This window comes from Thermonema rossianum DSM 10300 (assembly GCF_000426825.1).
Taxonomy (GTDB): Bacteria; Bacteroidota; Bacteroidia; order Cytophagales; family Thermonemataceae; genus Thermonema; species Thermonema rossianum.
This window is the reverse complement of record NZ_AUGC01000011.1, coordinates 27,759-50,889: the sequence shown is the minus strand read 5'-3', so window position 1 is coordinate 50,889 and position 23,131 is coordinate 27,759. Positions and strand designations below refer to the sequence as shown.

Annotated in this window: 23 protein-coding genes, 1 tRNA gene and 1 riboswitch; of the genes, 9 read left to right on the top strand and 15 right to left on the bottom strand. The window is 50.4% G+C overall.

The window, feature by feature from the left end; all coding sequences use genetic code 11:
• Nucleotide 1: 1 nt before the first annotated feature.
• The 5 genes from K384_RS08735 to K384_RS08715 all read left to right on the top strand — a co-directional run bounded on the left by K384_RS08735 (nucleotide 2) and on the right by K384_RS08715 (nucleotide 4,823).
• Nucleotides 2-337, top strand: coding sequence for a DNA-directed RNA polymerase subunit omega (locus K384_RS08735; protein ID WP_038031472.1), 336 nt, complete (start codon nucleotides 2-4; stop codon nucleotides 335-337).
• Nucleotides 338-558: 221 nt separating this feature from the next.
• Nucleotides 559-1,788, top strand: coding sequence for a bifunctional phosphopantothenoylcysteine decarboxylase/phosphopantothenate--cysteine ligase CoaBC (gene coaBC / locus K384_RS08730; RefSeq protein WP_038031470.1), 1,230 nt, complete (start codon nucleotides 559-561; stop codon nucleotides 1,786-1,788).
• Entirely contained in the window at nucleotides 1,724-3,301 is a 1,578-nt protein-coding gene (locus tag K384_RS08725; protein ID WP_157630109.1) for a hypothetical protein, read from the top strand. The genes coaBC and K384_RS08725 overlap by 65 nt, the downstream gene beginning before the upstream one ends.
• 39 nt (nucleotides 3,302-3,340) lie before the next feature.
• Nucleotides 3,341-3,889, top strand: coding sequence for a bifunctional pyr operon transcriptional regulator/uracil phosphoribosyltransferase PyrR (gene pyrR, locus K384_RS08720; protein WP_038031467.1), 549 nt, complete (start codon nucleotides 3,341-3,343; stop codon nucleotides 3,887-3,889).
• Between the two features lie 10 nt (nucleotides 3,890-3,899).
• A complete protein-coding gene (locus K384_RS08715; RefSeq protein ID WP_038031465.1) occupies nucleotides 3,900-4,823 on the top strand; it encodes an aspartate carbamoyltransferase catalytic subunit in 924 nt (307 codons plus the stop codon).
• Nucleotides 4,824-4,884: 61 nt separating this feature from the next.
• Here the strand turns inward: K384_RS08715 and K384_RS08710 are convergent, their stop codons facing one another.
• From K384_RS08710 to polA, 4 genes are all read right to left on the bottom strand, one after another.
• A complete protein-coding gene (locus K384_RS08710; protein WP_245605298.1) occupies nucleotides 4,885-5,970 on the bottom strand; it encodes an Ldh family oxidoreductase in 1,086 nt (361 codons plus the stop codon).
• A 106-nt stretch (nucleotides 5,971-6,076) separates the two neighbouring features.
• Entirely contained in the window at nucleotides 6,077-6,508 is a 432-nt protein-coding gene (locus K384_RS08705; RefSeq protein WP_262509241.1) for a TspO/MBR family protein, read from the bottom strand.
• Nucleotides 6,509-6,570: 62 nt separating this feature from the next.
• Entirely contained in the window at nucleotides 6,571-7,413 is an 843-nt protein-coding gene (gene thiD / locus K384_RS08700; RefSeq protein ID WP_038031461.1) for a bifunctional hydroxymethylpyrimidine kinase/phosphomethylpyrimidine kinase, read from the bottom strand.
• A 17-nt stretch (nucleotides 7,414-7,430) separates the two neighbouring features.
• Nucleotides 7,431-10,262 (bottom strand): DNA polymerase I, encoded by a 2,832-nt coding sequence (gene polA, locus K384_RS08695; RefSeq protein ID WP_038031460.1) that lies wholly within the window; start codon nucleotides 10,260-10,262, stop codon nucleotides 7,431-7,433.
• A 101-nt stretch (nucleotides 10,263-10,363) separates the two neighbouring features.
• On the opposite strand from polA, the gene K384_RS08690 reads away from it, so the two are divergent.
• Complete coding sequence (locus K384_RS08690; RefSeq protein WP_038031459.1) at nucleotides 10,364-12,151, top strand: sodium:solute symporter family protein; 1,788 nt, start codon at nucleotides 10,364-10,366, stop codon at nucleotides 12,149-12,151.
• A gap of 81 nt (nucleotides 12,152-12,232) precedes the next feature.
• Here K384_RS08690 and K384_RS13755 read toward each other — a convergent pair whose 3' ends face one another.
• Nucleotides 12,233-12,382 carry a hypothetical protein gene (locus K384_RS13755; RefSeq protein ID WP_157630108.1) on the bottom strand — a complete coding sequence of 50 codons (150 nt, stop codon included), beginning with the start codon at nucleotides 12,380-12,382 and terminating at the stop codon, nucleotides 12,233-12,235.
• A gap of 147 nt (nucleotides 12,383-12,529) precedes the next feature.
• On the opposite strand from K384_RS13755, the gene K384_RS08685 reads away from it, so the two are divergent.
• On the top strand, nucleotides 12,530-12,958 hold the full coding sequence (locus tag K384_RS08685; RefSeq protein WP_038031457.1) for an STAS/SEC14 domain-containing protein: 429 nt from the start codon (nucleotides 12,530-12,532) through the stop codon (nucleotides 12,956-12,958).
• 51 nt (nucleotides 12,959-13,009) lie between these two features.
• On the top strand, nucleotides 13,010-13,435 hold the full coding sequence (locus tag K384_RS08680; protein WP_038031456.1) for a SpoIIAA family protein: 426 nt from the start codon (nucleotides 13,010-13,012) through the stop codon (nucleotides 13,433-13,435).
• Nucleotides 13,436-13,467: 32 nt separating this feature from the next.
• Here the strand turns inward: K384_RS08680 and K384_RS08675 are convergent.
• Nucleotides 13,468-13,543 (bottom strand) — tRNA-Glu (locus K384_RS08675).
• 329 nt (nucleotides 13,544-13,872) lie between these two features.
• Between K384_RS08675 and K384_RS08670 the strand changes: the two genes are divergently transcribed.
• Entirely contained in the window at nucleotides 13,873-14,301 is a 429-nt protein-coding gene (locus K384_RS08670) for a hypothetical protein (protein WP_038031454.1), read from the top strand.
• Nucleotides 14,302-14,421: 120 nt separating this feature from the next.
• On the opposite strand, the gene K384_RS08665 is transcribed toward K384_RS08670, so the two are convergent.
• The 9 genes from K384_RS08665 to K384_RS08620 form a co-directional block, all read right to left on the bottom strand.
• Nucleotides 14,422-15,726: a nucleotide sugar dehydrogenase gene (locus K384_RS08665; protein ID WP_038031452.1), complete on the bottom strand. Its 1,305-nt coding sequence runs from the start codon at nucleotides 15,724-15,726 to the stop codon at nucleotides 14,422-14,424.
• A 90-nt stretch (nucleotides 15,727-15,816) separates the two neighbouring features.
• A complete protein-coding gene (moeB, locus tag K384_RS08660; protein ID WP_038031451.1) occupies nucleotides 15,817-16,908 on the bottom strand; it encodes a HesA/MoeB/ThiF family protein in 1,092 nt (363 codons plus the stop codon).
• The gene (gene thiH, locus K384_RS08655; protein WP_051633272.1) at nucleotides 16,877-18,031 is read right to left on the bottom strand and encodes a 2-iminoacetate synthase ThiH; all 1,155 of its coding nucleotides are present in this window, start codon (nucleotides 18,029-18,031) and stop codon (nucleotides 16,877-16,879) included. The genes moeB and thiH overlap by 32 nt, the downstream gene beginning before the upstream one ends.
• 12 nt (nucleotides 18,032-18,043) lie before the next feature.
• On the bottom strand, nucleotides 18,044-18,811 hold the full coding sequence (locus K384_RS08650) for a thiazole synthase (RefSeq protein WP_038031450.1): 768 nt from the start codon (nucleotides 18,809-18,811) through the stop codon (nucleotides 18,044-18,046).
• Nucleotides 18,812-18,825: 14 nt separating this feature from the next.
• On the bottom strand, nucleotides 18,826-19,506 hold the full coding sequence (locus tag K384_RS08645; protein ID WP_038031449.1) for a thiamine phosphate synthase: 681 nt from the start codon (nucleotides 19,504-19,506) through the stop codon (nucleotides 18,826-18,828).
• Nucleotides 19,476-20,081, bottom strand: coding sequence for a thiamine phosphate synthase (locus K384_RS08640; RefSeq protein ID WP_038031447.1), 606 nt, complete (start codon nucleotides 20,079-20,081; stop codon nucleotides 19,476-19,478). The genes K384_RS08645 and K384_RS08640 overlap by 31 nt, the downstream gene beginning before the upstream one ends.
• Nucleotides 20,044-21,927, bottom strand: a complete 1,884-nt coding sequence (thiC, locus tag K384_RS08635) for a phosphomethylpyrimidine synthase ThiC (protein WP_051633271.1) — start codon at nucleotides 21,925-21,927, stop codon at nucleotides 20,044-20,046. The genes K384_RS08640 and thiC overlap by 38 nt, the downstream gene beginning before the upstream one ends.
• 36 nt (nucleotides 21,928-21,963) lie before the next feature.
• Nucleotides 21,964-22,176, bottom strand: coding sequence for a sulfur carrier protein ThiS (thiS, locus tag K384_RS08630; protein ID WP_071837480.1), 213 nt, complete (start codon nucleotides 22,174-22,176; stop codon nucleotides 21,964-21,966).
• 97 nt (nucleotides 22,177-22,273) lie between these two features.
• Nucleotides 22,274-22,376: riboswitch (TPP riboswitch) on the bottom strand.
• A gap of 106 nt (nucleotides 22,377-22,482) precedes the next feature.
• Nucleotides 22,483-23,112, bottom strand: a complete 630-nt coding sequence (locus tag K384_RS08620; RefSeq protein WP_038031444.1) for a peroxiredoxin — start codon at nucleotides 23,110-23,112, stop codon at nucleotides 22,483-22,485.
• Nucleotides 23,113-23,131: the final 19 nt, after the last annotated feature.

The following is a 23,131-nucleotide window of genomic DNA, read 5'->3' as shown; positions in this document are numbered from 1 at the left end:
TATGAAAAAGATACAAGCACCGATTTCTATTGTCACACGCGACACCAACCAGATTGCAGCCAAAACCGGCAATATCTACGAGTCGGTACATATCATTGCACAGCGTGCCAACCAGATTTCGCAACAGCTCAAGGAAGAATTGCACGAAAAACTGCGCGATTTCAGCATGCCGCATGACAATTTGGAAGAGGTATTCGAAAACAAAGAGCAAATCGAAATTTCAAAATATTACGAGCGTCTGCCCAAGCCAACGGCAATAGCCATAGAAGAGTTTTTACAAGACAAACTCATGTGGCGCCTTAGAGAAGAAGAAAAAGGCGATGCCGAACAGCTCTAATAACTCGCGCATCATCTGTTGCCGCATCCCCATTGCTTCCGGAAAGCAGTGGGGATTTTGTTTTTCCGTCTCTTTCATGCCTTTCAATGAGCAAAGCAAGGGCCTTGGCGTTTAAGTATTTTGTTGCTTTTTGTATTTTTGATAAAAATCGAAGGCAGCTTTATGGAAGTCTGCCGGTAAAGTCATGTAGCTCAAAACCCAAGCTGAAACGATTAGTTATTATGCTGAAAGACAAAAAAATACTGCTGGGAATCACCGGCGGCATCGCTGCTTACAAAAGTGCCTTGCTTTGCCGTCTGTTGATTAAAGAAGGGGCACAGGTGCGTGTCATCATGACCGAAGCTGCCAAAGGATTTATCACGCCATTGACTTTAGCCACCCTGTCGAAACACCCTGTATATAGCGACTTGTATGACGCCCGGACCGGTGAGTGGCATAACCACGTGGATTTGGGCTTATGGGCAGACGTGCTGCTCATAGCCCCCGCCACTGCCCACACCCTGGCCAAGTGTGCCCAAGGGCTGTGCGACAATTTGCTCACGGCCACTTTTCTTTCAGCCAAGTGCCCGGTGTTTTTTGCACCTGCCATGGACAGAGACATGTATTTGCACCCGGCCACCCAGCGCAACCTGCAACAACTCACCGCCGACGGGCACCACATCATACCCGCCGAACACGGCGAGCTGGCAAGTGGTTTGGTAGGCGAAGGGCGTATGGCAGAACCCGAACATATCGTACGTCATCTGTACGACTATTTCGCGCACAGACAAAAGCTCAAAGGCAAAAAAGCGATTGTAACGGCCGGTCCTACCTACGAAGCCATCGACCCCGTGCGTTTCATTGGCAATCACTCTACCGGCAAAATGGGCTATGCCATTGCCGAAGCGCTGGCACAGTATGGTGCCGAAGTGGTATTGGTCAGCGGACCCACCGCCATTGCTCCTCCCAAGCACCCCAACATAGAGCTGTTCAAAGTAACCAGCGCCCGCGAGATGCTGGAAGTGGCACTGGATGCCTTCCGCGAAGCCGACATAGCCGTATTGGCAGCTGCCGTGGCTGACTACCGCCCCAAAGAAGCGGCCACTCAGAAAATCAAAAAGAAAAGCGACAGCATGCAAATAGAACTGGTGAAGAATCCCGACATTGCAGCCACACTGGGGCAACACAAAAAACCTTATCAGTTCATGGTAGGTTTTGCTTTGGAAACCGAAAACGAAGAAGCCAACGCCCGGGAAAAACTACGGAAGAAAAACTTCGATTTCATCGTGCTGAATTCACTGAACGATGAAGGCGCCGGCTTTGGGCACGACACCAACAGCATCACCATACTCACGGCCGACAAGGAAAGCTACCGCTCGGGCCTGAAATCAAAAAAAGAAATTGCTTATGACATTGTGGAACAGATTTGCCGGCAAATGCAAAAGAAAGAGCTACTGCCTGTGGATGCTTAGTCTTTTCGTGTGCCTGTGTTCCGGCACGCCGGTTGCCTATGGGCAGTTTCAAGAGCTTGCCCGCTATCAATACAGGGAAAAGAAGCGCGAAAACAAAGAGTTCCGCGTGATTCCTTTGCAAAAAAAGCGGGCGGTGCTGCTCTACGGCACCCTTTTTTCACCTCAAAAAAATTTAAGCGGCTCCACTCAAGGTTATTTTTTTGAGTTGCTCGACGAAGAGCTGCGACCCCGCTGGGATACTACCTACGCCTTGCGCCTGTCTTGGGAATTGCAGCATGTTTTTCTGGAAGGTGAAGAATACTTTCATTTGCTGTTCCGGCGCAACTTCCGCGAATATGGTGTGCTCAGTGTACAGCTCGACAACGGCGAGTTGCAATGGCTAAGCACCACACTGCCCACTCCGCTGGACGTAGATGAGTTCTTGGTATGCGGGAAAAACGCCTTTCTGCTCGGCTACTACAAGCGCCATTTGATAGGTTACGACTTCAGCTTTTTCGATGCCTCGGTAAAAGCCATACCTAAGATATACGAAAAATGGCTGGAGCCGGTAAGTTATACCATCGCTCCACAAGAGTTTAAGGCTTACATTGCGTTTCAGTATGCCAAAACCAAAGACTGCTACCTGCTGTTGCGCGAATTTTTGAGCAATGGCGAGATGGTCAGCGAGTTATCCATCCCGCGCTTTCAAGAACGCACCTTCGACCACGTGCGCCTGCTTGCCCTGCCCGGCAAAGGGCTTTTCATGGCAGGCAGCTATGCTTTCCGCTGCGACGATGACGCCGAAGGGTTGGCTTTCGGTCTCATCCGTAAGAACGTCCCCCCCCGCTTGCAATATATGCCCTTTGTCGATTTCAGACACTTCTACGATTATTTGCCCGACAGGCGCCAAGAAAAGCTATCGGAAAAAGCAGAGCGCAGACAACAAAACCAAAAACGAAAAGACAACCCCAAACAACATAAAATGCTGTTGCAGCAGCCCATTGCAGGGCAGCAACACATCTACTTACTTGGCGAAGTCTATCGTCTCAATTATAGAACAAGCAACAACAACAATCTGAACATAGCCATGCGCGGGCGCTCCGTGCTTAGCATCTACGATTACTTGCATGCCCACCTCTTCGTTTTCAATCATGAAGGGCAATATGTGGACGACTACACCATGGAATTGGATAGCGAGTATTCGCGCAGCACACAGCTCAAACCCATGGTGCGTTTTGTGCCTGCCGGCAAAGGCTTTGCCTTGCTGCACCCCCACAAAAGCGGCATTCATGTAAAAGTGATGGAAGGCGACAGCCTTGTATTCGAAGAAAAACGTGTACCTTATCGTAAAACCTATGCTGCGGAAGAGGGGCAAAAGATACGCCCGCAAGATGCCGATGCTTTCTTTTGGTACGACGATTATTTCCTTCTATGGTTCCCCTACCAGGAACCCCTTCAGTTCAGCGACCGCCCCACTTTTTATTTGATGAAGTTAAAAGTAGTGCCCCCACCCCCACAGGATGAAGCAAATTAAAATTCTTGTTTAACTTTACAGCCGAAAACCGGCTTCATTATGTCCAAAAAACAACTCTTCGACAGCCCCCAGTTGTCCATTACCATTGAGCGCCTATGCCGGCAACTGATTGAAAACCACGATACTTTTGAAGACACCGTTTTGATAGGCATTCAACCCCGGGGCTCCTTCTTGGCCCGGCGCCTCCATTGCCGCTTGCAAGACATTACGGGCAAAAATATACCTCTCGGTTTTTTGGATATCACCTTCTTCCGCGACGACTTCCGGCGCCGCACCCAACCCATACAAGCCAACCGCACACACATTGATTTTATCATTGAAGATAAGAAAGTAGTGCTCATCGATGACGTCCTTTATACCGGGCGCACCGTGCGTGCCGCCCTCGATGCCATGATAGCCTTTGGGCGTCCGCAAAAAGTAGAACTGCTGGTGCTTGTTGACAGAAAATATAGCCGCGACTTACCCATACAAGCCGACTACGTAGGGCGTCGAGTCAGTATTTTACCTGCCGAACGCATTGTGGTGCAACTCTGCGAACAAGGCTTTGCCTCCGATAGCATACAACTGGTTTCACAAGACGAAAAATAAGCATATAACTATGTCGAGCCTTAGCGTACGCCACCTGTTGGGCATCAAAGAATTGAGTGTAAAAGATATAGAGCTCATCTTTTCTACTGCTGACCAGTTCAAAGAAGTGCTGCAGCGCCCTATTAAAAAAGTGCCCTCTTTGCGCGACATCACCATTGCCAATGTGTTTTTTGAAAATTCAACCCGCACCCGCCTGTCTTTCGAGCTGGCTGAAAAACGCCTGTCTGCCGACGTAGTCAACTTTTCGGCAAGCTCTTCCTCTGTTAAAAAAGGGGAAACGCTGCTCGATACGGTGCAAAACATACTGGCCATGAAGGTAGATATGGTGGTGATGCGCCACTCAAGTCCCGGTGCCCCTCATTTTTTAGCCAAACACATTCAAGCCAATGTCATCAATGCAGGCGACGGCACTCACGAACACCCCACACAGGCACTGTTGGATGCCTACTCTATGCGTGAAAAGCTGGGGGACTTGGGCGGCAAACGCGTGGCAATCATTGGTGACATATTGCACTCGCGTGTAGCCTTGTCCAACATATTTTTACTTAAAAAGATGGGCGCCGAAGTGATGCTTTGCTCACCGCCTACGCTTCTTCCCAAATATGTAGGACAACTGGGCGTACAAATCACTTACGACGTACGCCGGGCACTGGCTTGGTGCGATGTGGCCAATGTGCTGCGTATTCAGCTGGAACGGCAACAAATCAAATATTTTCCTTCGTTAAGAGAGTACAGTCTTTACTTCGGCATCAACAAAGCCATGCTCGACGCCCTCGATCGCCCCATTGTATTGATGCACCCCGGTCCCATCAACAGGGGCGTGGAACTAAGCAGCGATGCCGCCGACTCGCACCATTCCATCATTTTAGACCAAGTGGAAAATGGCGTAGCCGTGCGCATGGCTGTGCTTTACCTGCTTGCAGGACAAAGGTAAATTCAGCATATTTCCTGTAAAATAGCCCTGTGGGACAGCCAAAGCCCACAGGGCATTTCTTTTAAAGCAACGATTGAAGCGAAAATCTTTCTGCCAGCTGTTTCAGGTCTTCCACTACTTGCGGCATCAGGGGAATGCCCGCCCGGCGCCTATGTGCTTCGTTGGCACGCTCCGGGTCGCCCGGAATAAGCACCTGCTTGCCTTCTACGGCTTTCGATGCACGAAAGCGGCGAATCCAGTTGTCCATATGCTTTTTGAACTCATCTGCCGGACGGAAAGCATCGACCCGCATGGCGCCCAAAAAGTGACCGATGCCCTCTCCTACCGGGTCTTGGGGCAAAGGCAGATAACTCACAAAAGGCGGCACCCAAGGACCGTAGTTGGCACCGGAAAGCACCGCCGTTAAGATGTCAACCATGGCGCCCAAGCAATACCCTTTATGACTGCCGTGCTCGTAGTCGCTGCCCAAAGGCAACAAAGCACCGCCTTGCTTACGTGCTTGGGGGTCGGTAGTAGGCTTTCCTTCGGCATCTTGCAACCACCCAAGAGGGGCTTCGCGTCCTTCTCTTTCCAATATTTCAAACTTTCCGTTGGCAGCCGTAGTAGTGGCAAAATCGGCTACAAAGGGGGGCTCTTCACCTGCCGGCACCGCCAACGCAATGGGGTTGGTGCCCAACAAACGCTCTACCGAGAAGGTAGGTGCCACTATGGGGCTGGCATTGGTCATAGCCATGCCTATCATATCGTGGGCAAGCGCCATCATGGCGTGGTAGCCGGCTATGCCGAAGTGGTTGGAATTTTTCACGGCCACCCAGCCGCTGCCTGCCTGCTTGGCTTTGTCTATAGCCACACGCATGGCAAAGGGCGCTACCACCAAACCCACACCTGCATCGCCATCGACGGTGGCAGTGGAAGGCGTTTCGTGCACAATGCGAATATTGGGGCGGGCGTTCAGCCGTCCGGCCTCCCACAAGCGCACATAGCCCGACAAGCGGGCAATGCCATGCGAGTCAATACCGCGCAGGTCGGCAGCCAACAGCACTTCGGCTGCCAAGCGGGCATCTTCTTCCCGGAAACCAATAGACTGGAAAACCGATACGGCAAAGTCGTACAGCTGACTGAAGGTAAATGTTTGCTTCTCCATCATGAATGAAACCGCTTATGTATGAAATCATCACTTGGTGCAGGACATGGTCCGGCAGCGGCAATAATACCAAAAAAGAAGCCCTTAAAAAAGAATCGCTCGCTGTCCGTCAGTTTTTCAGTACAATAAAAGCATTCAAGGAAGTGGCTATCAGCAGCCACAAGAAATAAGGCAACAATAAAAGCGACTTCAAGCCAAGGCTCTGCCGGTAATTCCACAGGAAGAAACCTATGAGCAGCGTCAATAACAAGATGACGGTCAGCGCCCATGCAGGTTTTCTAAAATGAAAGAAAAGCGGATTCCACGCAACGTTGAGAAGCCACTGCAGGGCGTATAGCTCCCACAACAAGGTTTTGTTTTCTGCTTGCGGCAGCAAGTAAGCCATGTACAACGAAAAACACAGCATGATGGTAGTCCATGCTGCGCCAAAAGCCCAGCCGGGGGGTGTCCAAGGTGCTTTGTCCAAGCCTGCATACCATGCCGATGCCACACCACTGCCCGTAAATAAACCACCAATGCCCAAAGCAGCAAAGTTGAGTATGAGAAAAATTGCAGTCTTCCTAACATCATTTTCTTTTTAAGTTAAAAAACAGCAAGGGTGGCTCAATTGTTTTCAGTGCCGGGCAGTGTCTGCCAAAAGGCATGGAAGTGGTGTACCGGTCCGGCGCCCTTCCCCAAACGCCATCCTGCACCTTTTTCCAAAGCCTGCACAAGATAATCTTCGGCACGCTCTACGGCTTCCATCAACTCGTAGCCATGTGCCAAATAAGCAGCAATGGCAGAAGAAAGGGTGCAGCCCGTGCCATGGGTATTGCTGGTTAAAATACGGGTATGTTCAAAACGATGCACCAGATGCTTGCCGGGTACAAGCAAATAATCTACAATTTGGCTGCTTGCTTGGTTGTGTCCGCCCTTAATCAATACCGCCCGGGCTTGTAGCTCCTCCCACGCTTCCATGCTTTGGGTAGGGTGCTCTTCATCGAAGGCAGTGCCCAGCAAAGCAGCCGCTTCAGGCAGGTTGGGGGTAATTAAGGTGGACAAGGGGAATAGTTGCTTTTTCATTGCCTCAATGGCCTCTTCCCGGATGAGCGGGTCGCCACTTTGGGCTATCATCACGGGGTCCAGCACAATGGGCACCTCCGCAGCATAGGGCTTCAAAGCAGCCGCCACCGCCTCTATGATGGGGGCACTAAAAAGCATGCCTATCTTGATGCTGCGCACCGGCATGTCTTCCATGACTGCCTCGATTTGCGCATGCACTACCTCCGGGGGCATGGCCTGCACCATGCGCACACCACAGGTGTTTTGAGCAGTAACAGCCGTAATGGCAGTAGTAGCAAATACGCCCAAGGCACTCATGGTTTTGATGTCGGCTTGAATGCCTGCGCCACCGCCCGAATCCGAGCCGGCTATGCTTAACGCTACCACATAGCTTTTGCTTTCCATGCTTTTATCCCGTTTTTTTAGTGTGCTTCCAACCAGTTGGCGCCCTTGCCTATATCCACCTTCAAAGGAACGGACAGCTTCACTACACCGCTCATGAGCGCAGGCACTTTTGCCATCAGCTGCTCTACTTCCTCCGGGTGGGTATCGAACAACAGCTCGTCATGCACCTGCAGCACCATCTTCGAACGCAATCCTTCACGGCACAGCCAGTCGTACACCTTCACCATCGCCAGCTTGATAATGTCGGCAGCGCTTCCCTGCAAGGGGGTATTGATGGCGTTGCGCTCGGCATGCCCCCGCACGGTTTGGTTGCGTGAGTCGATGCCGCGCAAATAACGCCGCCGGCCAAAGATGGTTTCCACATAGCCCTGCTCTCTTGCCTTGCGTATGATTTCTTCTTGATATTCCCGCACGGCAGGGAACTGTGCAAAGTATTCATCAATGATTTTCTTTGCTTCGGTGCGGCTGATGCGCAGGCGCTCGGCCAAGCCAAAAGCAGATACACCATACAGGATGCCGAAGTTGGCCGTTTTGGCTGCCCGGCGCATGGCCGGCGTCACTTCTTCTACCGGCACATGAAAGATGCGCGCTGCCGTAATGGCATGAATATCTTTGCCCTCGGCAAAAGCTTGCTGCATGGTGGGGTCGCCGCTCAGGTGCGCCATCAGGCGCAGTTCTATCTGCGAGTAGTCTGCCGATACGATATAACCATTTTCATAGGAAGGAACAAAGGCTTTGCGAATCTCTTGTCCGCGTTCCGTGCGAATGGGTATGTTTTGAAGGTTTGGATTGGTAGAGCTAAGACGCCCGGTGGCTGTTACCGCCTGATTGAAGGAAGTGTGCAACTTGCCCTGCGCATCTACCATAGAAGGCAAGGGGTCCACATAAGTAGATTTCAGCTTTTGCAGCTCCCTGATGTCGAGAATCAAAGCCACGATGGGGTGCTTGTCCACCAGCTTGGCGAGGATTTCCTCCCCTGTGGCATATTGTCCGGAAGGTGTCTTTTTGGGCTTTTTATCGAGTTTGAGTTTATCGAACAGGATTTCGCCCAGCTGTTTGGGTGAAGCGATATTGAACTGTTCGCCGGCCAGTGCGTAAATCTGTTGTTCAAGCGCCTCTATTTCCTCACCTAAGCGCTCCGACAACTGCTGAAGCACCGCCACGTCTATTTTAATGCCACAGCGCTCCATGGCTTCGAGCACGGGCACCAAAGGCAGCTCTATTTCTTGCAGTACCTCTTGCAAGCGAGGGTAGGCCTTCATTTTTTGTTGCAATACGGCATACAGCTGCCAGGTAATGTCTGCATCTTCGGCAGCATATTCTTTGATTTCATCCAGTGCCACATCCCGCATGTTACCTTGATTTTTTCCCCGCTTGCCAATCAGGGTTTCTATGTTGACAGGCTCATAGCGAAGAAACTTCTTTGCCAGGAAGTTCATGCCATGCTTTTCGTCCGGGTCAAGCAGGTAGGCTGCCAGCATGGTATCGTAGAAAGGGGGGCTTAGCTGTATGCCGTAGTTTGCCAATACAGCCATGTCGTATTTCAGGTTTTGAGCCACTTTGATAATAGCCGGCGACTCAAAGACGGGGCGCAAAGGCTCCAAGAGCTTCATTGCTTGCTTGCGGTCTTCGGGCAAAGGCAAATAGTAGGCTTCGTGGGGATGCCAAGCGAAAGCAATGCCTACCAGTTCTGCCTGCAGTGCCTCTATGTGCGTGGTTTCGGTATCGAAACAAAAAGCCTTCAGGTGTGATAATTTATCTGCCAGCAGTTGTATAAGCTCCGGGGTGTCTATCAAGTGGTAGAAATGGCGGGTGGTGTAAATATTACGCAGGGTAGTTGCCGCAGTTTCCTCTGTTGCCGGCTCGTTGGCTACCGCAGCCCGGCTTTCTTCATTCCGTTCACTGATAAAAAGCCCCAATTGACCATTATCGGCCGCTTGCTTTTGTGCTTGCTTCACCACTTCGGGTTTTTTAAAAGCTTTGTGTTCAAGCAAACGGTTTTTAATGCTGCGAAACTCCAGCTCGTCTAAAAGCGGCAAGAGCTCCTCCGCATTGAAAGGCTCGTAGCGCAGTGCTTCCAAATCTATTTCTATGGGCACTTCGGTATGAATGGTCACCAGCTCTTTGCAAAGCAAGGCTTGCTGTGCATGCTCTTTCACCTTGTCGCGCAGGCGTGGGGTCAATTCATCGGCATGGGCTATCAGGTTTTCCACACTTCCGTATTGTGCAATGAGCTTCTGTGCGGTCTTCTCACCAATGCCCGGTATGCCCGGTATGTTGTCGGCACTATCGCCCTGCAGAGCCAAGATGTCAATCACTTGTTTTACTTCCTGAATTTTGAATTTCTTGAGCACTTCGGGCACGCCCATCACCTCTACCGGCTTGGTCTTGGTAGCGGGTTTGTAAAGAAAAATATGCTCACTTACCAACTGGCAGTAGTCTTTGTCGGAAGTCATCATGTAAACCTGAAATCCCTCTTTTTCGGCACGCTTTGCCAAGGTGCCTATGATGTCGTCGGCTTCGTAGCCGTCCATCTCCAAAATAGGAATATGCATTGCCTGCAGTAATTTTTTAATATAAGGAATAGCAACGCTGATGCCTTCGGGCTGCTCTTGACGGTGGGCTTTGTACTCTTCGTAGCTGTCGTGGCGAAAAGTAGGGGCAGCCGTATCAAAGGCTACACCTATGTGCGTGGGTTTTTCTTTTTGCAATACCTCCAACAAAGTGTTGGTAAAACCGTAAATAGCACTGGTGTCAAGTCCTTTAGAGTTTCGGCGTGGGTTGTTGATAAAAGCATAATAGGCACGGTAAATCAGCGCCAAAGCGTCTAAAAGAAATAGTTTTTTCATAAAAAAATATTTTCTTTGGGCTGGAAGTTGCAATTTTTTTACCAAGAATACAATTCATCTTTTGAACATACACATTCATTCAAAACAAAACCGGAAGGCTTATGAGCAGTGCTTTAACGCTATGGGATTGGGGCATCATCGTATTTTTTTTATTGCTGTTTGTAGGCATTGGCGTGAAGGCGGGGAAAAGTAGTGCCCTGAACATACAAGAGTACTTTTTGGGGGGGCGGCGTCTTCCCTGGTGGCTGGCAGGCGGCTCTATGGTGGCCACTACTTTTGCTGCCGACACGCCCCTGGCTGTGACTGAACTGGTTTACAAAAATGGGATTGCCGGTAACTGGCTGTGGTGGAATGCCGTAGCCGGCGGCATGCTTACCGTGTTCTTTTTTGCTGCCTATTGGCACCGTTCTGGTGTGATGACGGACGCTGAGCTGGTAGAGCTGCGGTACAGCGGCAAAGCCGCGCGTTTTCTGCGTGGATTCCGGGCGGTATATCTGGGCTTGTTCATGAATGTGCTCATCATTGCCTGGGTCAACCTGGCCATGCTGTCCTTGTTAAAAGTTTTTTTTGACTTGCAAGACACGGAAGCTTTCCTTTGGCTTGCCGGCATGATGGTGCTTGTGATGTTTTATGCTTCTTTGTCGGGATTGAAAGGCATTGCGGCTACCGATGTAGTACAGTTTGTGGTTGCCATGGGCGGATGCATTGCCTTGGCGCTGTTTGTGCTGCACTCGGAATCGGTAGGTGGCATGCAAGCCTTGAAAAGCAGGCTGGCAGAAGACCGTCTTTCTTTTTTCCCTGCCATAGGGAAAGCAGCAGAAAACGGGCATGCCATGACCATAGGTATAGGCAGCTTTTTGGCATTCATAGGCGTGCAATGGTGGGCAAGTTGGATGCCGGGTGCCGAGCCGGGGGGCGGTGGTTACATTGCGCAGCGTCTTATGAGCACGCGCAGCGAAACCGAAGCCGTAAAGGCAGGGCTTTTCTTTCAAATCCTCCACTATGCCCTGCGTCCTTGGCCATGGATAGTGGTTGCGCTTTGTGCGGTGGTGCTGTATCCCGACTTACTGGCCCGTAATGAAGCCCGTTATGGTTTTGTGTATGTCATGCGTGACTTTCTACCTGAAGGCTTGCGAGGCTTGCTGCTGGTTGCTTTTATGGCTGCCTATATGAGCACCATCTCTACGCAACTCAACTGGGGGGCTTCTTACCTAACCGGTGACTTGTATCGTCGCTTCTTAGTGCCCCCTGCCAAGTTCTCCGGGCAGGCAGCCCTCAATCGTCATTATGTGGTGGTCTCAAAGTTATTCACCGTCCTGCTGGCAATCGCCGGCTTGATAACGACACTTTATGCCAACAGTATCACAGGCATTTGGGAATTTATCATTGAATGTGGCGCCGGCTTGGGTTTGGTTCTGATTTTACGGTGGTACTGGTGGCGCGTGAATGCGTGGAGTGAAATCACCGCTACCATCGTGCCTTTAATCGTATATTTTATTGCCAAGTTTGTGCTGGTGCAATGGGACCCGGTCTGGGGATTATCTTTGCGGGAAGCCCCGCACGCCTACTATCTCACTGTGGGAATGACTACGATGGCATGGATTGGCGTAACCCTTCTGACACCCCCTACCGATATCGCTCAACTCAAAGCTTTCTATGAAAAAGTGCAACCTCTGGGCTGGTGGAAGCCTATCAGCGGACAGGATGGCAGACGCCCGTTGCTGGGACTTCTCATTGCTTGGGGGCTGGGTGTGGGTCTTGTCTATAGCCTCCTGTTCGGCATCGGCTATGCCGTTTTACTTGAATTCCTGCCCATGGCAATCAACTTCTTCATTGCGGTGGTTTGTGGTGGTACTTTGTTCTTTGTGATGAAACGCCTGCAGAAATAGTAGTTTGACCACCTGTACAAAATAATAAAAGGCTATCCCGGAAAAGGATAGCCTTTTGACTTATGTCTTTGCGTCCAATTCTTAAGCTTTCTTGGCTGCAAATTCTGCTTTCACTGCCTCCACATCTACGGTTTTCATAGGGGGCACGAAGTTCAAGCGCTTGATTTCTTTGATGCGATTTACTGCTCTGCGGCGACGCTTAAGTTCTTTGGTTGTCAATTTCTTTGCCATGACTTCTTATCGTTAAATAATCCACATTTCCTGATTTGGAATCGCAAGTTTACGAGTTTTTGCTGATAAAACCAAACTATTTCTTTGAATAAAAATTCCGGTATTCTTAACTTAAGAATACTATTACTCAATTAACCGACAAGAAAGATGGAAAAATTAGCAGAAAACCGTTTCATGGAAATGTGGTATGACTACCCCAACGAAACCATTCACTTTTTGTACAAGCCGGGAGTTACCGCAGAAATGACCGATGAAGACTTCAAAGAAAACCTTAATTTGTATGCTGATTGGGCAGAGCGCCTGCAAGCCAAGCGTTTGTTTGTAGATAACCGCCATATGCAATTCACCATTTCACCGGAACTGCAGAAGTGGGTAGCTACCGATATCTACACCCGCATCAATACCATTGAAGAGATAGCCATTTTATTGAGCAGCGATGTGTTTGCCGAAGTGGCCACAGAACAGGCACTTGAAGAAATCATACAAGTAAAGCATCTCATACGGGTGCACTACTTCGACAACAAAGAAGAAGCATTTGCCTGGTTGCAGGGCTCGAATTCAACTTCTGCTCCTTAGGTTTTTCAAAAATTATATTTATACTTGGTTGTTCAGTTATAATATCAGCGTATGCAGAAAGAGACGATAGGGAAACTAAGAGTATATCAAAACGATTACATACATTTTTATTTCGACGAGCAACTGCAAAGCCTGGTGATGGAGTACAGCATAGACAGCGACCTCTTATCTGACGAGGAGTTCAAAGAGGCCATGGAGGCGTACGCCGGATGGGTAGAAAAAAACCGGCCTACCCGCCTGCTACTGGACAACCGGCAGATGCGCTATATCGTATCCCCGGAGATCCAGCAATGGGTTACCCGGCATATATCTCCCCGTACCCATAGCGTAAAACGCGTGGCGGTGGTCATATCGCCGGATCTGTTTGCTGAAATCTCCACGGAACAAGGGCTGGATGAAATACAACAGGTGCGCCCCGTGCAAACGCGCTCATTTGAGGACATAGAGGTGGCCCAAAAATGGCTGCTGGAAGAGTAATAAAAAAGCGACTTTCAGCTGAAAGTCGCTTTTGGTGACCCGTACGGGACTCGAACCCGTGTTTCCACCGTGAAAGGGTGGCGTCCTAGACCGCTAGACGAACGGGCCTTGTGTCATTTGGTTGTGCAAAGGTAGGGTATATTTTTATATACTCCAAAAAAATCTTTGCTTTTTTTTGAAAAAAACAGCAACCGCCTGATATTCAAAACTATTAAAACCCTACCGTTTTTATGTAGCATAAGCTTGAGTAATTTACCTTGCTTTACTACACTCCATAATGGACTCCGTTATGTTATCCTTGTTGTCCTGTCCATATCCTTCCTGCAGAAACCTTATGATATAGACCGGTACCTTACCCAAAGGTGCCGATCTGCCTATTGTATGCAAGCCTACTGATTCATAGATTTGGCTTTGCTCACCAAACAAGTTTAAACCCTATGACAACAAGTAGCGAATTTTCTACAAGCATCCTAAGCAATACTTACGCAGATATTTTTTATCAGCCAGAAGCAGATTGCATTGTATTGCGTTTCAAAGCAGAGAGTGCCCAAATGAGCGATGAGCACTTCCGGGAAATCATGCAAACCTATGCCCGCTGGGTGGAACAGCACGGCATTAGTAAACTATTGTTGGACAACCGCGAACTAAGATACATCGTAGTACCGGAAATGCAGGAATGGATTACCCAAAAAGTAACTCCTCGTACCTTAAGTTTGCGGTATGTAGCCAATGTGGTATCGGAAGATATCTTTGCGGAAGTGTCTGCTGAACAAAGCATTGAAGAGTCACAAAAAATACGCCCCTTAGAAACAAACTATTTCCGCAGCACTCAAGAAGCCATCGATTGGCTTAAGCAGTGCCAATAATTTGGCAGGCACCACTGCAATTTATAAAACGGTATCGAGTGTCACCCGATACCGTTTACTTGTTCTCTGCTGCTTGGGATTGTTGAGTGCGCCACCCTCTTAGCATGTATCAAGCATTGCCTACAAGCTCCAATACCGGTAAGGCGTTTTTTCTGCCATCTTGCGCCAGATTCCCTTCAAATCAACCAACAAGCCCCCGTTTTGTAATAAGCCGGCAAGTGTTTGCTCATTCCATGCTTTGTATTCATTATGAGCCACAGCCAATATAACTGCTTGATAAGGACCTTGCGGGGCTTGACTCAACTGCAAACCATACTCTTCTTTTACCTCCTCCTCTTCGGCATGCGGGTCAATGACATCCACCTGCAAATGAAAAGAGCGAAGCTCGTGTATCAAATCAGCTACTTTGGAGTTGCGTATATCCTTCACATTTTCTTTGAAAGTAATGCCGGCAACCAATACTTTGGCAGTCCGCAGGTCATGCCCTTCTTCGAGTAACAACTGCACCACACGCTTGGCCACATGTGCTGCCATGCGGTCATTGATGCCCCGTCCACTTAATATCACTTCGGGGTAATGCCCAATTGCCTTGGCTTTGTAGGTCAGATAGTAAGGGTCCACACCGATGCAGTGCCCCCCTACCAAGCCCGGCACAAAACGCAAAAAATTCCACTTGGTGCCCGCTGCTTCCAACACATCGTAGGTATTGATGTTCATCTTGTCGAAAATCATCGACAGTTCGTTCATGAGGGCAATATTCAAATCGCGCTGTGTGTTTTCTATAACCTTGGCTGCTTCTGCCACCTTAATGGAAGGGGCGCGGTGCACGCCGGCATCTACCACCAGCTCATATACCCGGGCGATGGTATCGAGTGACTCGGGGCAACAACCTGCCACCACCTTCACTATTGTGCGTAAGGTATGCTCTTTGTCGCCCGGATTGATACGCTCCGGTGAATAGCCCACCTTAAAATCGCGGCATGCCTGCAAACCGGAGAGGCGCTCCAAGATAGGCACGCAGTCTTCTTCGGTACAACCCGGATACACCGTAGATTCATAAACCACATAATCGCCTTTCTTCAATACTTTTCCTACGGTTTCCGTAGCCGAAAGCAGGGGGCGCAAATCAGGCTGGGCATGGCGATCGATGGGCGTGGGTACTGCCACAATATAAAAACGTGCACGTTTTAAGTCCTCTATCCGGTCTGTAAAAACAATGTCTTTCCCTTCAAAATCGGCCGGTGGCACTTCCCCGCTCGGGTCAATGGCTTGGCGCATCATTTCAATGCGCTTGCTGTTGATGTCAAAACCAACCACCCGGGTTTTCGAGGCAAAAGCCAAAGCAATAGGCAAGCCCACATAACCGAGTCCAATCACGGCGATGGGGGCTTTTTTCTCGATAATTTCTTGATATAATTGGCTCATATTACTATTGGTGCTTTTGTGAAAAATAAAAGATGCACAAAGATAACAGTTCTCTTCATATGGCGCACTTACGACAAAAGCAGCCTTTTGTCACTTAGAGTGCGCCGCTTGATATTGCCGCAGTGCGTTCAGCCCGCCTTCAAGCACCCAAAATTCATGTTGTGGATAAAGCTGCTGAAGCCGCGCTGCTGCCTGTCGTGCACGGACGCCCCCCTGACAAAGCACTACCACCGTTTGTGTATGAGCAGGCGGTACAAACTGTTGCTCCACCTGTGACAAAGGACACAAACTCCCTCCTATATTTTCCTGCGCATACTCCTCTTCCGTGCGCACATCCAGCAAGGCAAAAGGCTTCTGCTCTGCCTGCCAACGCAAAAAATCCTCTGCTTTTAATGTCCGTACCGTGTCGGCAGAGCAAGCCCACTCTACGGGACGTATGCGGTCAAGCTGCAGGTTTTCCGGATTTGCATAAAACCGAAAACAGTTCGTTTGGTTCGTCAGCAAGTCAAGGGTCATCAGTGTGTTTACCAGGGGTTGACCAATGCCTGTCAGCAATTTAATGACTTCATTGGCCTGCCACATGCCCACAATGCCCGGTAATATGCCCAATACACCTGCTTCGCTGCAAGCCGGCATTTCGTGTGGCAAAGGGGGCTCGGGGAACAAACAACGGTAGGTAGCACTTCCCTTATAGTTGAAAACCGCCACCTGCCCTTCAAAACGAAAGACTGCTCCATAAACCAATGGTTTCTGCGCAATCACACAGGCATCGTTTACCAGGTAGCGCGTAGCAAAGCTGTCGCTTCCGTCAACTACCACATCGAAACGGGCAATCAAGTCAATGGCATTGTCTGCCGTCAAAAAGAAGGGATAAACCTCATAGGCTATCAAGGGGTTGAAAGCCTTTAAACGCTCCGCTGCGGTCTCTGCTTTATTTTTGCCTATGTCGGCGGGGGTGTAAAGTGGCTGGCGCTGCAGATTAGACAAAGAGACGGTATCGCCATCGACGATGCCCAAGGTGCCCACCCCGGCAGCCGCCAAGTATTGCAACACGGGGCATCCCAAGCCACCGGCACCTACCACCAACACTTTGGCTTGCTTTAGACGCAGTTGGGCATCCAAACCAAAGCCCTGCAGGCGCAAGTGCCTGTCATATCGTAAGTTTTCTTCTGTCGAAAGCATGTTTGGCTTGATTTAAAAACAAAGAAGCATCCCAGTCCTTCCATACTGCCTCGTAGCCCTGACGGCGAATCATGGCTGCCACCTCCTGCGGACTGCGTGTGTCGTCGGTTTCAAACTGTTCAAGCGTTTGCGGGTCCACGGCATATCCTCCGGGATTGGTGCGCGAACCGGCACTCATCGAAGTAATGCCCAGTTTCAAGACGTGATCGCGAAACTTGGGCGACTCACGTGTAGAGAGTGAGAGCTCCACGTCGCCATCAAGCAGACGGTAAGCGCAAATGAGCTGCACCAGTTCGCGGTCGGTAATATGCACTTTGGGCTCAAACTCCCCTTCATGAGGGCGCAAGCGCGGAAAAGAGATAGAGTATTTTGTTTGCCAGTAGCGCCGTTTCAGATAGTCCAAATGCAGTGCCACAAAGAAGCTGTCGGTGCGCCAGTCTTCCAATCCTATGAGTGCCCCCAAGCCTATTTTATGAATGCCGGCACGCCCCAAGCGGTCGGGCGTGTCGAGGCGGTAAAAGAAGTTTGACTTTTTCCCTTTGGGGTGATATTCTCTGTAGGTCGCCTGTCTGTAGGTTTCTTGATACACCAAGACGGCATACACCCCTTTGGCAACCAAACGGCGATAATCCGGTTCATCGAGCGGTTGCACTTCCATCGATACATTGGCAAAATGGGGCACTATCAGGTCCAAGGCATGTTCGAAATAATCCATGCCCACTGTTTTGTTGGCTTCGCCCGTTACCAGCAACACATGCTCAAAGCCCATGGCCTTGATAGCTGCTATTTCGCGCTGTATCTCGGCATCGTTCAGTGTACGGCGCGGAATTTTATTGGTGAAGCTAAACCCACAATAGGTGCATATGTTTTGGCACTCGTTCGACAAGTAAAAAGGCACATACAGACTAATGACCTTGCCAAAGCGCTGCACCGTAAGCCGGTGGCTCAGCTGTGCCATCTGTTCCAAGTAAGGCGCCGCCGCAGGTGAAATAAGCGCTTTAAAGTCTTCTATGTCGCGCTTTCTTTTTGCCAAAGCCCGTTCCACATCGGCGCTCGTTTTGCTGTATATGCTTTCTTGCACTGCCTCCCACGAATGCTGCTCAAATATTTCTCTAAAGCTCATAGCTGTGAAAGATTAAAGTTCGTCTAAGAATTGGGTAAGCGGGCTGGTAGGCGAAGCCTTGAGACCTGCAGCTGCCGGTTTAGCTTCATAAGCCATGCGCCCGGCTTCCACTGCCAAACGGAATGCCTTGGCCATCAACACGGGGTCATCGGCAGCGGCTATTGCCGTATTGACCAAGACGGCATCGGCGCCCAACTCCATTGCCCAAGCGGCATCGGAAGGGGTACCTATGCCGGCATCTACTACTACCGGCACGTTGCTCTGCTCAATGATGATTTCCAAAAACACCTTGGTTTCCAAGCCGAGGTTGCTCCCGATGGGTGCCCCCAGAGGCATGACTGCGGCGGCGCCGGCTTCTTCCAGACGCTTGCACAACACCGGGTCGGCATGCACATAAGGCAGCACCACAAAGCCGCGCTTTGCCAGCTCGGCAGTGGCTTTGAGTGTTTCCACCGGGTCGGGCATCAGATAGCGCGGGTCAGGGTGTATTTCCAGTTTCACCCAGTGGGTTTCCAGCGCCTCGCGCGCCAGCTCGGCTGCAAACACTGCCTCTTCGGCCGTGCGCACGCCCGACGTATTGGGCAACAGGTTCAGGCCTTCCCAGTTCAAGTAGGGCAAAATATCGTCGTCTTTTTCTTGCATGTCCACCCGTTTCAAAGCGACAGTTACCAGTTCCGACCCACTGGCCTGCAGAGCTTCCTGCATGACACGGGCATTGCTAAATTTGCCGGTGCCCGTAAACAAACGCGAATGAAATACTTTATCGGCTATTTTCAACATGGTTTTTTCTGCTTTTATGATGAATGATTGGATGAGCGAAGCAGTGCCGCTTCGATGGCATCGAGCACCCGGCGGGCTTGTGCTTTCCGGTCGGGTGCATGTGCTATCAAGGAAGAAAGGGCAATGCCCCACACGCCTGTTTGCAGCAAGGCAGGGATATCGTCCAGGCGAATGCCGCCAATAGCAATGACGGGCAGCTGTATGCCGGCTGTTTTCATTTGTTGCACAATTTGCCGGTAGCCTTCCAAACCCAAAACTGGGCTTAGTTTTTCTTTGGTCCGGGTGAAACGATAAGGCCCCAGCCCCACGTAGCTAAGCGGGTGGCGCGCATGGGCTTGTATGTCTTCAAACGTATTGGCAGTAGCACCAACAAAAGCTGTCTGCCCCATATGCTCCAATACTTCTGCCAAAGGCATGTCTTCTTTTCCTACATGTACGCCATCGGCTCCTGTGCGGGCAGCGACCTCCACATAGTCGTTCAGGATAAGGCAAGCGCCGGCACTCCGTGTCATTTCCAAGGCGCGGCGGGCGGTCTCTTCCACCACCGTCAAAGGTTGTTTTTTCATGCGCAGCTGTACCCAACGTACACCCGCTGCCAGTACGTCCTCTATCTGACGAAGGTGTTCGTCCGGTGTATCGCCTTGAGTGATAAAGTGCAAGCGTGCTACATCTGAATATTTTGAAGTGTTTTCCATGCTTTTACAGGGTCTTTGGCGTTCCATATGTAGCCCAGCACGGCCGCTCTGCGGATGCCCAAGCGGGCAAGCCGGGGCAAATGCTGTGGCGCGATGCCCCCTAAAGCCACCACTTTGTCGAGCGGGCAATGCGCCGGTGGCTGCCACAGTGCCTCACTGGCAGCATATCCCTGCTTTGAGAGGCTATCGAAAAAAGGGCTCAGCCACAGGTAGTCATAATGTGCGTAAAGAGCGCCGTATTCTTCATAACTATGCACCGAACAACCGCGTAAAGGGGCGTTGGTTGCCTGTGCCTGTTTCCCGTGAAAGCCTGCCAAGGCGTAATGCTTCAACAGCCCGGGATGGGCATGCAATATGATGCGCGAGTGATAAGCGGCAGGCAGGCTATCCAGGAAAGCGGCGGTCTGCCACATACTCCAATGCTTTTTTCGCAGGTGCAACCGCTCCACGCCCGCCTCCAACAGAGCCTGCAGCCATGCCTGCTCACCGGGCAGGTCTTCCGGCGAGCAGATAACGGCTACTTCAAAGTGTCCAGGCTTAGAGATAAATCTCTTTTCCTTTTGACTTAAATTCATCTGCCTTTTCTTTCATGCCTTCTTCTATGGCTTTTTGCTCATCCAGCCCTTTTTCTTCGGCATATTTGCGCACATCTTGCGTGATTTTCATAGAGCAGAAGTGAGGTCCGCACATAGAACAGAAGTGTGCCACCTTGGCCCCTTCGGCAGGCAAGGTTTCATCATGGAATTCACGGGCGGTATCGGGGTCAAGCGACAGGTTGAACTGATCTTCCCAGCGGAACTCGAAGCGCGCTTTGCTCAGCACATTGTCGCGGTATTGCGCCCCCGGATGCCCTTTGGCAAGGTCGGCAGCATGAGCTGCTATTTTATAGGTAATCACTCCGTCTTTTACGTCTTTTTTGTTAGGTAAGCCCAAGTGTTCCTTGGGGGTTACGTAGCAGAGCATGGCAGTGCCGAACCAACCTATCATGGCAGCCCCAATGGCAGAAGTGATGTGGTCATAACCGGGGGCGATGTCGGTAGTCAAAGGACCTAAGGTATAGAAGGGAGCTTCATGGCAGATTTCCAGCTGCTTGTCCATATTTTCTTTAATCAGGTGCATGGGCACGTGTCCCGGTCCTTCAATCATTACCTGCACATCATGCTTCCAGGCGATTTTGGTCAGCTCGCCCAAGGTTTCCAGCTCGGCAAACTGCGCTTCGTCGTTGGCGTCGGCAATAGAACCGGGCCGCAAGCCATCCCCTAACGAAATGGACACGTCGTAGGCTTTGAGTATCTCACAGATTTCTTCGAAGTGGGTATAGAGGAAGTTCTCTTTGTGGTGTGCCAGACACCATTTCGCCAAGATAGAGCCCCCACGCGACACAATGCCGGTAATGCGCTTGGCAGTGAGCGGTATGTAGCGCAACAACACACCGGCATGGATAGTGAAATAGTCCACGCCCTGCTCGCATTGTTCAATCAGCGTGTCACGATAGATTTCCCAAGTGAGTTCTTCGGCTTTCCCCCCTACCTTTTCCAGTGCCTGATAAATGGGCACGGTACCTATAGGCACGGGCGAGTTGCGCAGAATCCATTCGCGTGTTTCGTGTATGTTGGCACCGGTCGAAAGGTCCATGATGGTATCGGCGCCCCAACGGCATGCCCACACGGCTTTTTCCACCTCTGCTTCTATTGATGAAGTGACTGCCGAGTTGCCTATGTTGGCGTTGATTTTTACCAAGAAGTTGCGCCCGATAATCATCGGTTCCGATTCGGGGTGGTTGATGTTGGCAGGAATGATAGCCCGCCCACGTGCTACTTCGTCGCGCACAAACTCGGGCGTGATCACTTCGGGAATGGAAGCACCAAAGCTGTTGCCTTTGTGTTGCTTCCAGAGCGCATTGAATTTGTTGCTCTTCGAGCGCATCTCATCGATACGCATGTTTTCCCGGATGGCCACATACTCCATTTCCGGCGTAATGATGCCCTGTTTGGCATAGTGCATCTGCGTGACAATTTTTCCGGGCTTGGCGCGTAAAGGTTTACGGATATGCTCAAAGCGCAAGTGCGCCAGCTTGGGGTCGGTCAGGCGTTGTTTGCCGTAGTCGGAAGTAGGCGCTTCCAATTCTTCCACGTCGCCACGCGCACGTATCCACTCTTCGCGCAAGCGCGGTAGCCCTTTGGTAATGTCTATTTCAACGTTGGGGTCGGTATAAGGTCCGCTGGTGTCATAAACGGTAATGGGCGGGTTTTCTTCGCGTTTTTCCACGCCATTGAACTTGGTCACGGTATCGTGCAGGGTGATTTCACGCATCGCCACCTTGATGGGATGCAACTTGCCTTCTACATATATCTTGCGAGAGCAAGGAAATGGTTCGCGGGTAATGACCGCCTGATTGGGTTTTTGTTGTTGTTTCTTCATAACAGTGCTTTTAATTGTTGAACGATGAAAAAGGAATCACCCACCTTGGGTGGCTCTGATAAGAGTGATACGATCATTTTCTTGGAGGATATGCTCAGCCCACTTGCTTTTGGGTACTACCTGCTCATTCACCGCCAAGGCTATGCCGCGGTGTTGTTCTATGCCCAATAAATCAAGCAGTGCGGTGAGGGTGGTTTGGGGTGGGATACTGCGTTCTTCCCGGTTTACTTGTATGCGTATTTGTTGCATGCGCTTATGCTTTTTGTGCAGGTGAAAGCCTAAGCACCTTATGGAGGATGTGCCCAACCGGGAAGCAACAGAAAAGCGGGGATGCCCCCTTCACTTACTTTGCTGTTGCACCTGTTCCCTTCGCCGGTATTACCCGGATCAGGTAGTGAGGGTATTTTCTCAGCCCAACCGGCAGTGGTTGAGCACCCCTAAGGTGCTGCGTGTTAAAAACAAAGTTAAAAAAAGATTGGTTTGCTGCAAAACAAAAAAGGGGCTTTTGCAGCCCCTTCGTTATATTCTTGTCCGGCTTTTCACCGGGCAAGCGGATTAGTGCTTCGACAAGTACTCGGCCACGCCTTCGCGGTTGGGCTTCATAGCCTCTTCACCTTCTTTCCAGTTGGCAGGGCACACTTCGCCATGCTTTTCTACATAACGGATGGCATCCAGGATGCGCAATGCCTCGTCGATGTTGCGACCCAAGGGGAAATCATTGATTACCTGATGACGCACGATGCCTTCTTTGTCGATGATAAAAGTACCACGCAAGGCGATGGGCGCACCAACGAAAATTTGATTTCCTTCTTCGTCATAATCATAGTGTCCTGCCAATACGCCGTAGTTCATGGCAATGGTCTTCGAAGCATCGGCTACCAGCGGATAGGTAACGCCCTGAATACCACCTTGGTTCTTGGGGGTGTTCAACCAAGCCAAGTGCACCTCTTCGGTGTCGGTAGAGCAACCTACCACTACGGCATCGCGTTTTTCAAATTCAGCAAGTTTCTCTTGGAATGCCAAGATTTCAGTAGGACACACGAAGGTGAAGTCTTTCGGGTAGAAGAAAAACACCACGTATTTTTTGCCAAGATACTGCTCCAGAGAGAAGTTTTCCACGATTTCTTCGCCGTTTATAACGGCAGGAGCAGTAAATTTCGGGGCTTTTTGCAATACCAAGTTCATAGTTCGTCTTGTTTTTTTA